At 48.0% G+C, this 12,837-nt stretch carries 9 protein-coding genes; 1 reads left to right on the top strand and 8 read right to left on the bottom strand.

Translation table 11 applies throughout. The features are described from left to right. Nucleotides 1–30 precede the first annotated feature (30 nt). Nucleotides 31–3,369: a putative type IX secretion system sortase PorU2 gene (porU2, locus tag IEY24_RS18070; RefSeq protein WP_188934577.1), complete on the top strand. Its 3,339-nt coding sequence runs from the start codon at nucleotides 31–33 to the stop codon at nucleotides 3,367–3,369. 59 nt (nucleotides 3,370–3,428) lie between these two features. Here porU2 and IEY24_RS18065 read toward each other — a convergent pair whose 3' ends face one another. The 8 genes from IEY24_RS18065 to gcvT all read right to left on the bottom strand — a co-directional run bounded on the left by IEY24_RS18065 (nucleotide 3,429) and on the right by gcvT (nucleotide 12,805). Next, nucleotides 3,429–5,348: an asparagine synthase-related protein gene (locus tag IEY24_RS18065; protein ID WP_498067798.1), complete on the bottom strand. Its 1,920-nt coding sequence runs from the start codon at nucleotides 5,346–5,348 to the stop codon at nucleotides 3,429–3,431. Nucleotides 5,349–5,397: 49 nt separating this feature from the next. Beyond that, nucleotides 5,398–5,553 carry a lasso RiPP family leader peptide-containing protein gene (locus IEY24_RS33110; RefSeq protein ID WP_188934573.1) on the bottom strand — a complete coding sequence of 52 codons (156 nt, stop codon included), beginning with the start codon at nucleotides 5,551–5,553 and terminating at the stop codon, nucleotides 5,398–5,400. Nucleotides 5,554–5,689: 136 nt separating this feature from the next. Continuing rightward, a complete protein-coding gene (locus IEY24_RS18055; RefSeq protein WP_188934571.1) occupies nucleotides 5,690–6,406 on the bottom strand; it encodes a hypothetical protein in 717 nt (238 codons plus the stop codon). A 24-nt stretch (nucleotides 6,407–6,430) separates the two neighbouring features. Beyond that, entirely contained in the window at nucleotides 6,431–7,084 is a 654-nt protein-coding gene (locus IEY24_RS18050) for a uridine kinase family protein (RefSeq protein ID WP_188934569.1), read from the bottom strand. 48 nt (nucleotides 7,085–7,132) lie between these two features. Further along, nucleotides 7,133–8,959: a PorZ beta-propeller-like domain-containing protein gene (locus IEY24_RS18045; protein WP_188934567.1), complete on the bottom strand. Its 1,827-nt coding sequence runs from the start codon at nucleotides 8,957–8,959 to the stop codon at nucleotides 7,133–7,135. 9 nt (nucleotides 8,960–8,968) lie between these two features. After that, entirely contained in the window at nucleotides 8,969–10,960 is a 1,992-nt protein-coding gene (locus IEY24_RS18040; RefSeq protein ID WP_188934565.1) for a hypothetical protein, read from the bottom strand. Between the two features lie 21 nt (nucleotides 10,961–10,981). Continuing rightward, nucleotides 10,982–11,692 carry a 2-phosphosulfolactate phosphatase gene (locus IEY24_RS18035; protein ID WP_188934563.1) on the bottom strand — a complete coding sequence of 237 codons (711 nt, stop codon included), beginning with the start codon at nucleotides 11,690–11,692 and terminating at the stop codon, nucleotides 10,982–10,984. A gap of 30 nt (nucleotides 11,693–11,722) precedes the next feature. Beyond that, nucleotides 11,723–12,805 carry a glycine cleavage system aminomethyltransferase GcvT gene (gcvT, locus tag IEY24_RS18030; protein ID WP_188934561.1) on the bottom strand — a complete coding sequence of 361 codons (1,083 nt, stop codon included), beginning with the start codon at nucleotides 12,803–12,805 and terminating at the stop codon, nucleotides 11,723–11,725. Between the last annotated feature and the right edge of the window lie 32 nt (nucleotides 12,806–12,837).

Raw genomic sequence — 12,837 nt, 5'->3', positions numbered from 1 at the left:
AGTATCAGAAGGAAAGAACTATTGTTAGGTATGTTGCACACAGGTTTGAAGACGAGGATAGCTATTACAGTAATATTGTTTTTGCAATGTTTTGAAGTACTAGCTCAATGGGGAGCACCATACGCCAATAGTTGGATTCCTTATGACAAACCTTATGTCAAAATAGCGATAGCACAGAAGGGGATTTACAAGATCCCCTTCACATCGCTTCCTGCCGGCTTTTCTACAACCGCGCCGGAGAAGCTCCAGTTATGGCACCGCGGACAGCAGGTAGCCATTCTAAGCACCTCTAAAAGCGAAATTACCTTCTACGCGGTACCTAATGATGGGCAAACCGATTCATTGCTTTACCGGCCTATGAGTTCGCGGAAAAACCCATTTTTTAGCTTTTACTCAGACCAAAGCGCTTACTTTCTCATCAATGGAGACGCCGCCGGGTTGCGAGCTGAAACACAGAGTGTCGCCACAAACCCCGCCACACCACTACTCACTGAAGCAACGGCGATAGCCCCCAATGTTTTTCTGCAAGAATATTCGTTAAGTACAGAATTTCCGATACGTCCCAGCTTCTTTAACAGTTTCTTCGAGCTTGCCGCCAGTAAAACGGCGAAAGTGCAGCTTGGCAAAAAGCAAGTACCCTATGCATTCACACTGAGCAAGCTGGGTAAGTCGGGGGCTGATAAAGCTATTTTGAAATTGCTCGTGCATGGGCGAAGCAACAATACCAGGAATATCGAAATTTATGTTGGTAAAAATGAGCAATCCCTTCGACTGGTACAGACTGTCAGCAATGCGGGCTTTGCAGGGGTAGAAACATCATTTGAATTGAAAGGGGAGGATGTTGGTACTGATGGGAAGGGTGTTTTGTCTTTTAAATCTGTTAGCCAGGATGCGCTTGACCGTTTTTCGCCAGCCTACTTTACGATCTCGTACGCACAGGATCTCGACATGGCAGGCCTGAAAACGCTACAATTTACTGTCCCGGCGACCACCTCTAAGACATCCCGAATCGGATTGAAGAATGGTGCAGCCGGTGCGCAAATTCTGGATATAACAAATGAAGACCGTCCGGTTATATACCCGGGAAGTTTGTCGGACTTTACATTTAACCGTCAGGCGGGAAAAGCGGCAAATTTGCTGGTGACTAGTGAAGTTGCCACGGTGGCAGCTGCAAATATGAGTTCAGGAAAGTTCACAAAACTGGATTTGGCTGCTGCAAACTACATCATCATAACGAGCGAGAACCTGTTTGAAGGGGCGAAACTATATGCCGATTATCGGGCGAGTGCAGCCGGAGGCGGCTACAAGACGTTGGTGGTGGGCATTAAGGATATTTACAACCAATTTAACTACGGCGAGCCAAGTCCGGTCGGTATCCGAAAATTTGTCGCCTTCATGCTTACGCAGGGAAATAGAGATAAGCAAATCTTGCTCATAGGCAAGTCTATCACACACAACGAAAGAATGAAGCGGGAACTTCCCGATGAAGTCCCAACAATTGGATATCCCGGATCAGATGTGCTGCTGGTAGAGGGTTTAGGTGGCACTCCGGCTAATATCCCGAGCGTGCCGATAGGCAGAATACCCGCAGTCACCAACGATAATATCAGAGATTACCTTCAAAAGGTTAAAGAATATGAATCCAATGCATTTGGAGAGTTGGGATGGAGAAAAAAGGTTCTTCATTTGAATGGAGGAAAAACAACTTCGGAAATCACGCAACTTAAAAGCATGTTGAAAAACCTGGTTCCCGTCGTAACAGATGGACAGCTGGGAGGTCAGGTTACCGCATTTGTCAAGCAACAAGGCATTATTGAACCTGAAAAAGTTAACATAACGCCGGAAGTTAATGCGGGCGTTGGGTTGATCACGTATTTTGGACACGGTTCGACGACAATTACCGATCTCGACATGGGCTATGCTACTGACGAGGTAAGGGCGTATAGCAACGCGTTGAGATACCCGATGATGTATTTCAATGGCTGCGGGGTTGGTAACATTTTTAGCGGCAGGTTTAATCCGGCAGCTAATACGAGTGACCGTTATTCTTTGTCGATGGACTGGTTGCTGGCAGCGAGACGTGGAGCGATCGCAATCATGGCTAACTCGTTTGAGAGCTTTGTAAGCCCTTCCGAGGATTATCTCAGCCAGTTATACCAGGAAATGTTTGCCAATCCTGACATGGTCAATCAAACAATAGGCAAAATCCAGTTAGCCGTTTCTCAGAAAATAGCAAGTACGGACAAGGGGGCATATGCTATTGCCAACATTCATCAGTCATTACTTCAGGGCGATCCGGCGCTTAGGCTGATTACGGTAGACAAACCTGATTATGCCGTCGATCCAGACGAAGGTATCTCCATACATTCTGAACTTGGGGATAAAACAATCGGGAATTCAGCGAACCTGAGACTGCGGACCGTACTTTCTAACAAAGGCAGATTTCAGAAAGGAGGGAAGGTACCTGTGGAGATTTCTTACCGATATAAGGAAGGAAATATTTCCAAAACAGAGACTGTTCAGGCCTTTGCTTACTCCGATACGTTGGAAGTAACGTTTGTGAATGACAAGATTCTCCAGAGCGTTCAGGTAGTGATCGATCCCAAGATAACGCTGTCGGAGATGACGCGAAAAAATAACATCGCCGAATTGCTTATCGACTGGGACCGTGCAAAAGACGAGAAGGCGTATCCTGCGACGGCGCTTAAAGATGTTGTTCCACCTGTATTGAGCGTAAATTTTAATGGCAGGCAATTGGAAAATAATGAGGTGATCAGGCCTAATCCGAGAATTACTGTTGATCTGGAAGACGATAGATTAGTCGTCGCCGATACAAGTCTGATCGAAGTATTTCTGAAAGCTTGCCAGGATGAAAGCTGCAAGTTTAAGAAAATTAACATCTCTGATCCGAATGTGACCATCGACTCGGTGACCAGCCACTCAATTCGCTTAAGTTACGCGTCGACAGGGCTTGCCGCTGGCAAGTATGAGTTGTTGGTAAATGGGAGAGACATGGCCTCAAATGCCACTGTTCAACCATACCAATTGTTCTTTGAAGTGAGTGAAGGAAATACAACGGGAGTCGAAGTTGTTGCAAGCCCGAACCCAGCCACTACGTATTTGCGCTTTGAAGCCGCAATGGGAAGTTACGGAGTGGAAAGAGCGTCAATAAAATCGCTCCTTTTCGATAAGAATGGGAATCAGATCTTTGAAAAGGTAATGGATACCGACGTTACAGAGAAATTTACCTGGTATATGCAAGTGGAATCACTTACCTCCGGGCTGTATGTCTATAAAATTAAAATAACGCCCAAAAACGCTTCGGGGACCGAGTTCGAGAAGACGGGTAGGATTGTCATTATCCGATAAGGACCGAAGACGGTATTGTGAAATTCTGAATGCCGCTGTCAGCAATTTGCTGGCGGCGGTTATTTGTTTGCGGATAGCCAATCCAGCCAGGACGATAGCGTAACGACACGGGTAAGGTGCTGCCAGGTCTTCGTTTTCTGATCGTACGATATATTGGGATTATTTAATATCTCTACTTCATGGAGGAGCTTTTTCCTGTCAACAAAATCCCAGAGGACCGTTGAATCCATAATCGATTCCTTGGCCTGATTCCACAACCTTAGCGTCATATCTTGCCCGTATTGCGACGAGAGTGTGGCCTTGCTCGTTCGGTTATACACCTCAGGCGGAAGCAGTTCTTTCATAGCCATCCTAAAATGTTCGCGGCCCCGGCCTTCCCCAAACTTAATCAAATCCGGAATAGACATGCACAGCTCGAACAGCGCCTTGGTCTTCATAGGGGATCTGCTGCTAATGCCATAGTGATTACCAAGGTCGAACATATTCTCCGCCGACCAGCTTACCATCGGATTGAAGACGTCGTCGAACAGGGCACCATATTGCAGCGGGTCTAAATCGCCCCGCAGTGACTGTGCATACGAAAATGTGGATTCCGAGTCGTTTAATTCAAGAAGCTCATCATTTCCCAACGTCACCTGGCCATTTACGTTGGGCTTATTTCGTCTATTCAACAAGTTTTTGAGCCCGCGTTTCAGCATGAATGAGTGTGATAGGTCCACGTTTCTGGCCAGCTCAAAATACGTTTTGGCAAGTGTGAGAGGAGAGCGCCCTGCCCTGGTAATTCTGTTGTAATAGTAGAATTGCTTAACCAGGAAATCCTTTCTGTCGTATGAGAATGTTTCCCATCCTTCAAAGATAGTCGGGGTAAAGAACGGTACGCGTTTCGACAGCAGCTGGTTCAAAAGCGGCCAATTCCTGGTCCTAAAAGCATGTAGAAAGACTTCCATCCCGCTCCCTACAATCGAATCGCCGCCACTTCCGTTTAGCAGGACCTTACTGCCAAGGTCCCGGGCGTATAAAAGCATGGTAGATAAGAGTGCAGGAGACAGCCTGGATCCCAGCGGTTGGGCCGAAAGGGAGGTTTGCAGCCTTATGAGATTCAGATCTTCTTCCGATTGAAATACCTCATGGTGCACCGAGTTTATTTTTTCAGCAACCGCTCGTGCATAGGCACTTTCGTCGGCATCAGGGTACTTTGATTTGTTATGTATCGTGTGAATCGTAGCGTGAGGATTAATAAATCTCAGCATGGAGCTCACAGAAGACGAATCGAGACCACCGCTCAGATGTGACGCGAACGGTTTACCTTCGTTACCCAGCGAGCAATGGTTTACGCTTTGCCGGAACACCCCGAACAAGGCTTCTCCTGCTTCGTCGGCTGTTTTAAGCGATTTCCATTTAGAAGGATCGAAAGAGACGTATCGTTGGATCGTTACCGTTGTAGGGCCTAACTCTACCATGTGGCCAGGCGGAACCGTCTTTATATTTGAGAAAAACGTCCCCGATGAGCGGGATAATGAACGTTCTATTCTGAGATCCAGATGCGCCAGGATGTGGAACACATCTAGTTCCAGATATTTTTTCCTGATTAGGTCAGAATTAACTATCGAAGATAAATTTGTGGAAAAAAACGCAAATTTGCCTGGTATATGCAGGTAATAAAGAGGCACAGGACTAAACGCATCCCTCGCCAGACAAATCGTTTCTCGTTCTTCGTCGACCCAGGCACCGACAGAAAGGGCTATTCCAGACTCATCGAGTTTCTTCAACCGGGCATAAAACGAGCCGGAATGTTTAAGTAACCTGTTACTTAAACATTCCGGCTCAGAAAGTTCTTTCCTTTGAATTCCCAGTATGAACGAATAAAAGGGACTTTCCTTAAACCCTGTTTCTGCTACTGTTACATTGCGACCTTCCAGCTTATTTTTGTATTTGTCACCAAAAGCAAGCAATTCATGCCCACTTTCGTCAAAACACACAACACCTTGAAGTACCAATGTGAAATCAAATGCGTCTGATGACCCCTAATTAACCCTCGCTTGAGAATTTATTGTCTCCAGGTTCAACATCTGGAAGGCTTCCAAGTTTACCCTTAGTGAGTTTTCTAACGTCACCATGAAGTACGAGGACCGGCTTGCGGTAAGACTTTTTTGTCTGTGTAGAGTGCGATGTCAATGTTTTCATTGTTTATCGGTTATTGAAATGATTAATACCAGTATCCGTCGTAAATTTATATATATAAATCGAATTTGCAAGCTTTATTGACAACGAATATGAAAAAATCAAGTTTTGACTGACCGTACGGACGGATATCCAATGATTACCGGTTACCGTACTCTATAATTTTCCGTGATTTGTGACTGCCGGACTCCACTTTCCCGGAACCGATGCATTCGTCGTTTTGGCACAGTTCGAAGGTGGTCTGATCATCGGAAATAAGACCTACGCCAGGACCATATTGTTTGATAGTTACGTATCGGTTGATGATCGACGTGTCTTTGCGCTCGACGACGGTCAGGACATTATCGAATGATTGGTCACCGATTTTGACAGATTTGAATCCCGGCTCATAGTAAGAATCCTGCTCATCGAGGTTGTTATAGCTGTTGCCGTTCCAGGTAATGCGCGAATTGATCGGGAATGTGAGCGAGAGAAACGGCTGATTGTCAACATTGGTCACTAGCTTGTCCGGATATTTATGTACAGCAAACTCCTTCACCTTTTGCCAGTAGTCCGTCGCCGAATTGCGGGTCGATCTTGCAATAATATAAGTAACAATCCCGGCCGAATCGGAAACAACCCTGTCGACTTCGTCCCTTTCCTGCCATTTCGTTACAACCGGGGCAGGCTGGCCCGTAGAGTACACCTCCTGGTTGACTTCGTAGACCAGGTAGTGCCCGATTGTCAGCGGGTAATATTCGTACGGGTCAACAGGTTCGGTATCGTCATCACAGGCGGAAAAAGTGATTGAAGCTATCGCAAGAATAGTGATGTGTTTTGAAAAGGCCCGCCAAATTGTCGGTAAATAATTCTTCATTAACTCGCTTGAATTTAGAGATGACTATGATGAGTGTTTGTATTGTTCTTCCAATTTCCCTTTCAAAAAGCCAATAAGCACCTGCAAGCCGGTATCGAACCGGGAGTTATTATTGATGATCATATCCGCTTCTGCACGCAATGGAAGTATAAATTTGTCGTAAGTCGGAGCGACATGATGTTCCCAACGATACAATACGTCGTCGAGGTCGTAACCCCGCTCGTTATTATCACGAATAATCCGCCGTTTTATTTTAACATGTTCCTTGGCATCGACAAAAATTTTCAAATCGATAAGCCTGGCTATTTCAGGGAAATAGAAAACAAAAATACCTTCAACGATAATAATCGGCCTTGGTTCAAAAACAAGGATCTCCGGTGTAATCAACGGGTTATTGAAAGTATACTCCTTCTGCTGTACGGTACGCCCTGCCCGGAGAACAGCAATATGCTCCGCAAAAAGGTGATGGTCGATGGTCTCGGGTAAGTCAAAATTCTCCACGCCATTTTCGTCGCGTGGGATTTCGTGGATCGGCCGGTAGTAATTGTCCTGCGAAATGCGTGTGATCTCATCCTTACCAAACGCGTCGATGAGGTTTTTCATAAAATAGGTCTTCCCCGAGGCGCTGCCGCCGGTGATGCCTACGATGTAAGGCGTTTTTTCCTGATTCGACGTCATATAGTCTACTGCGCCCTCAAGTCTGAACGCATGGATTAATTTATGATTTTAATTAATAATTGCCAATTTACCCGCCTGTCGCTCAGAGCCATCGGCCGAGACGACGAGCACAATATATATACCAGCCCGCGCGCGGCGTCCCGTATAATCGTTAAGGTTCCAGGAGGCAAGGCCGCCTTCGGAATGCGTTTCAAAGACAAGTCTGCCCGCAAGGTCGGTAATTTTGATGGTCGATTGGCTGGTAAGACCGCTGATTCCCACATTGCCGGAATAGCCTGGTCGAATTGGATTGGGGAAAATGGTGATACGCCCCAGATTTTCGGTCGGCACCTTGGCATCGCTTTGGTAGGAGACCATTCCGGCGGGAGTGTCTATGAAAAGTAATCCGCTTTCCGCCTCGAACCGCAGCGTACGGATCACATCCGATGGTAGCGGACTGTCGGCAGAAGTGAATTTTCTGAGCAGCTCGGTACCATCTGCATTGAAAAGGTAAAGACCAGTTCGCGTGCCGATCCATTTCCGGTTACCCGGTTCAACGGCCAGGGCCGTACATTCTTCGTTGTTGAATAGCTTTCGCTGACCGTAAATAGGCAGGATCGCATCTACGCGGGCTGCTTCCAGAACCCCATCCGGGATGAAATAACCAGCGCCTTTGGCACTGGCAAACCAGACAAACCCGTCCTGATCCAGCGCGAGGCTGTTGATTTTCGAAGCAGGTAATGTACCGCTGCCGATGGATGTTGAAAGTACCTTTCTTCGTAAGCCATCTGCGCTGCTTACCCTAATACCGCCACCCAGTGTTTCGGGCAGTCGGGTCCATGATAGGCCATTGAGGTCGGTGATTGTCGAATCCGGGCGGGGTGAAATGGTGGTATCGCCCTGCGCCGGAGAAACCGGTTTAAAGTCTGAGAACCGATTGGAGATCAGACCATTTTTTTGATCGGCCAACCACAACGCTTTCGTTCCTTGACGAATACCTGACCGGACGTTTGCGAAAAGCGGGCTGCTAAAAGTCTGGGAGGTGTAAAGCGGATCGAGCGTGAGTACGGTGCTCCCGGTCGTAATTGTTAGCAAATCCCCAGTGTCCAGGATACGCAATGCAGGTGCAATGGAAGTGTAGACGAGTTTCCAAACTCCTTTTTCATATTTAAAAATACCTTTTCCTGAAACAGCTACATGAATGGCACCGGAAAAGAACGCAATACTTGAAACGTTACCCGGACTCGCTATCGATTTCCAGTTTGCGAAATATTGCCGGTTCAGATCTTCACGCATAGAGGTCGCCAGAATGCCTTGTGCATTCAGGACAAAAAGCGAATCTCCCGAAAACGTCAGATCGCTCGCAGCTATCTGCGTACCATTGGGGCCAATATAGCGATACGTTTCTTCTACCTGCCGAAGCTGAGTATCCAGAACGAGCACCCCGAAACCGGTTGCGACATAAGCCAGATTATCCCTGAAAACAATGCGCCGAATGGCTTTATCAGCCGGCAATCCCTGCGTGTTGTTCAAAAGATCCCAGGTTTCGATCTGCTCGGGTTCGGATTGTTCATTAAGGTAAACAAAATCGATCGTGCCGTTCCGGTAAGCCAGTAACAAGAGCCGGGCGGCAGGCAGGTAACCCATAGTGCCGATGCCGGTATTGCTGAGTCCGTCGGCTTTGGAAAGCGCCCGTAGTTCTCCGGTTTCGGTTTTTACGGAAAAAAGGCCATTATAGGAAGCGCAGTAAATCCGCGAACCTGCTTCAACGACCTGTCTGGCAGATAGGTAGTTAAAATGGCTTTGCCATTCGCCTAACGGCAAAGTCTGTCCGAGAATGCGCGAAGGGCCGGATATGACGGCAATTAAAAAAAATAGTATCCTCCCTTTGCGCATGGCCGAATGCTAGTTTTCCACCGTCACGACTGCCGAACCCCGCCCGGTACCCGTACCGCATCCACTTTTCAGTGAGTTGATGGTATATTCTGTGGTAGAAGCCGGCGATACGGAAATCAGATACGGGTTAAGGAATGTACCGTTGATCGTCGTGCCGTCGGAAAGCGTAAATGACCAGGGTGGAAGCCCGTTTTTGAATCTCAATTGAATGCGGGTAGAACGCCCTGCCGAAACCGTGCCGCGTCCGGATACTTCCGCAACGGCCTTGTCGGGAGCGATTACCTCCAGTTCTTCAATGGCACTCGAAACTGCAGGGGAGGAGGAAACGATACGGATTTTCTGGATCCTCGTCGTGTCTCCCGGCGCTGCTGCTGCAATTTTAACCTGCATGCCGGTAGGTGTGACCGTCGTGGGCAAGGTCACGAATCTTCCGGATTTGTCGGTCATCTGAACCGTGAATTTGTTGTTCGGATTGTACCTGCCTTCCGTTTTGTAGGGAATATCAATGGTGGAACCCGCACAGGCCATATTTTGCGGTAATCTTTCGAGTGTGATGCTTGCCGGCGGGCTTTTTACGGTCACTTTCGCCGAGCCTGAGAATTTCCCCACGCCACAAAGACCACCTGCCGAACTGATCTGGTAATTGGTGTCGTAAAATGGTTTTACCTTAATCTTATGGGGTGATTCCTGGATATTGTTCTCATAAGTACCGTCCGAAAGCAGCACAAACCACGGGCCTCCGCCAGTGAACTTCACAGTAAGCTGCCCTGATTCGTTTTCGCCCAGTCTCAATGAATCCTTTTGCAGGGTTGCCACGGTAGGCGACATGATCGAAATGTTCGTCGTCTGGCTTACGAGGTACGGAGCCGTTGAAGTTACGCGCAGCCGGTATTCGCCCGGTTTGTACGTGTCGGGGATTTGAGTGGTAATATAGCCGGATGAGTCGGGTGTTGAAATGTTCTTGAAAGCACCGCTCCGCTCAGCGATCTGAACGACGAATTTATTTCCTTCCTTATATTTCCCCGTTGCATTGAAAGGCACCTGAAAAGGAACGCCCGCACAAAGTTTCGCGATTTTCTCGATCTCTTTCAGTTCCAGTTTAGGCTCCGGGTTATTGTTCACATTCACAATAGCCTCACCGGAAGTAGTGCCGCTTCCGCAAGCATTTGAAACGCCGGTCACACGGTAAGCTTTTACGTCCGTTGGTTTTACAGTAATATAATGTGGGTTCGAAAGCGTTTGCAGTACGGTGGTACTATCCGAAAGCCGGAACGACCATGGTGCCGCGCCAGTGAGGTTCACACGCAGGTGCGCTTCCTGCCCGGGCATGATGCGGACGGTTTGAGTCCCGTCGATCAGGTCGATCTTTGCTGCCGGCGCTTGCAGGAGTCTTAATGGAACTTCCTGACTCTTTATCACAGGAATAGAGGAAATGATCTGAATACGGTAAACTTCGCCGCCCACTTTGTAGGAAGGGATCACGGCTTTAACCGGACTCTTCTTCACAGGAAGTGAAATAGGCACGGATTTGCCCGTTGCATCGATAATATGCGCGATAAAGGTATTGCCTTCGTCGAAAGGACCTTCCGTTTTGAACGGGATGGTGACATTGGTGCCCGGGCATACCGAGAGGTACGAAATATCTTCGATTGTAATCTTGTAGGCATGTATACTATCGGCCTTTTCCACCGGGAGCTTTGCCTCGTTCGCGGCCTCGGTCAGCGTATCACCACTGGCCGAAATTGCACTCGGCATTGTGGTGTCCCCGACCGTTGTGTCCGCAGCAGGGGTAGCAATGGCCGGGACCTGCTGCAAGCTATCTGCTTTGGTAGCCGCTGGAACGCCAGCCGCTGGAACGCCAGCCGCTGGTTTCACAGGAGTGGTTGCCTTCTTTTTAGGCGTTATTAAAGTTTTTCTGGGTGTGTTGTTTCTTCTCTGCGCTTCTACCTTACCTGCAAGGAGCAGTAACCCGAAAAAAATCGTAAAAACTAGTCTGTACATGCAGTTTCGATTGAGTAAATATTAGTTCATAGCTACCAGTGTTCCTCCTCGGAGCACTGGTACGATATCATAGAGGTCGGTTTGCAAGCAATAGGAAATATCTTTCTGAATGCCCAGGCGTTGCAAGCGCCGCACGTGCGAGGAATTTGAAACGCTGGCTAGCAGGTTATCCTTGCTTTGCTGGTATAAACGCTGCGCCATCAGGGTTCCGTCTTCGAGTAGCATAAATTGGTCCTTCAATGCTTCTGCCAGCGCTCCCGCAAACAAGGTGTCTTCGAGGTTAGGACGGCCTTTCCAGCCGGCACAAAGCACCAATACGTCGTAAGGTTCCGTTTTCAGGTGATTGGCTAACGCGCCTAGGTTAAGGAACGAGCCGATCATCACTTTCACTGCCGATGATTTCGCTTTTGAAATAGACAACGTCCCGTTGGTGGTCGTCATGGCTATCTGTGCGCCGATCAGGCTTTCGTGCATGTAGCTGAACGGCGAGTTGTCCAGGTCGAAACCTTCCACTTTCCGTGCATCCCGCTCGGCCGCGGCTATAAACCCTTTGTCTTGCAAAAACTTACATTCTTCGACACTGGCGACCGGCGTAATGCTTTTCACGCCGTAAGCGAGGCCGGTTACCATGCAGGAAGTAGCCCTGAAAATATCGGCCACTACCACTATTGAATTATCGAGCTTGTGCAGATGAAGTAAATCGGGAGTAAGACAAACGTCAAGTTGTTTCATATAAAATGCAATCGGACTGAATAGGAGGGATTAGTTTTTTACAAAAGGTGTTTTTACTATCTGTGCTTTCAACAGCCTGTCGCGCACTTTTACGAAAATTTCGGTGCCGGCTTTGCTGAACTCCGAGGGCACATAGCCTAACCCGATCCCTTTTTGCAGCGTAGGCGATTGTGTTCCCGAGGTCACTTCGCCCAATTTGTTACCTTCCGCATCGCACAGCTCGTAATGTCCGCGCGGAATGCCGCGGTCGATCATCTCGAAGCCGATCAGTTTTCTTTTCAAACCCGCATCTTTTTGTGCTTTCAAGGCTTCGGAATTGATGAAATCCTTTGTGAATTTGGTCACCCAGCCAAGGCCGGCTTCCAGTGGCGAAGTGTCATCGTCGATATCGTTTCCGTAAAGGCAGAATGCTTTTTCAAGTCGCAAGGTATCGCGCGCGCCCAATCCCACTGGTTTGATACCCAACTCAGCGCCTGCTTCGAAAATGGCATTCCACATTTTTTCGGCATCCTCATTTTTTACATATATCTCAAAACCTCCCGCGCCGGTATAGCCCGTTGCGGAAATAATAATGTCTTTAATACCCGCCATCTCCCCGATTTTGAAGGTATAGTATTCCATTGAGGCGAGGTCCACGTCGGTCAGTTTTTGCAATGCGGCAGTCGCATTCGGCCCTTGAACGGCCAGCAGGCAAAGCGAATCGGAGAGGTTTTCCATCGCTACACCTTCGGCATTGTGGCTCTGGATCCAGTTCCAGTCCTTTTCTATATTGGATGCATTTACTACCAGGAAATAATCATCCTCGGCAATGCGGTAAACAAGCAGGTCGTCGACGACACCGCCCGTGGCGTTGGGGAGATAACCATATTGCACTTTTCCATCATACAACGCAGTAGCATCATTGGAGGTTACTTTCTGCACCAATGCCAGCGCACCAGGCCCCTTTATACTGAATTCGCCCATGTGCGATACATCAAAAACACCCACGGCATTTCTTACGGTGTGATGTTCATCCAGATCCGAAGAGTAGCGTACAGGCATTTCAAAACCTGCAAACGGGACCATTTTTGCGCCCAAACGCATGTGGAGCTGATGTAAAGGGACTGTTTTCATGAAGGATATTTGGTTTTACAATAATTCACAAA

The organism is Dyadobacter endophyticus (genome assembly GCF_014641595.1).
Classification (GTDB): domain Bacteria; phylum Bacteroidota; class Bacteroidia; order Cytophagales; family Spirosomataceae; genus Dyadobacter; species Dyadobacter endophyticus.
This window is presented reverse-complemented; position numbering and strand designations above follow the sequence as displayed.

Coding starts and splice junctions, on each gene's coding strand:
- IEY24_RS18040 (WP_188934565.1), bottom strand. CDS start 10,960: ATGTACAGACTAGTTTTTACGATTTTTTTCGGGTTACTGCTCCTTGCA.
- gcvT (WP_188934561.1), bottom strand. CDS start 12,805: ATGAAAACAGTCCCTTTACATCAGCTCCACATGCGTTTGGGCGCAAAA.
- porU2 (WP_188934577.1), top strand. CDS start 31: ATGTTGCACACAGGTTTGAAGACGAGGATAGCTATTACAGTAATATTG.
- IEY24_RS18035 (WP_188934563.1), bottom strand. CDS start 11,692: ATGAAACAACTTGACGTTTGTCTTACTCCCGATTTACTTCATCTGCAC.
- IEY24_RS18055 (WP_188934571.1), bottom strand. CDS start 6,406: ATGAAGAATTATTTACCGACAATTTGGCGGGCCTTTTCAAAACACATC.
- IEY24_RS18050 (WP_188934569.1), bottom strand. CDS start 7,084: ATGACGTCGAATCAGGAAAAAACGCCTTACATCGTAGGCATCACCGGC.
- IEY24_RS18045 (WP_188934567.1), bottom strand. CDS start 8,959: ATGCGCAAAGGGAGGATACTATTTTTTTTAATTGCCGTCATATCCGGC.
- IEY24_RS33110 (WP_188934573.1), bottom strand. CDS start 5,553: ATGAAAACATTGACATCGCACTCTACACAGACAAAAAAGTCTTACCGC.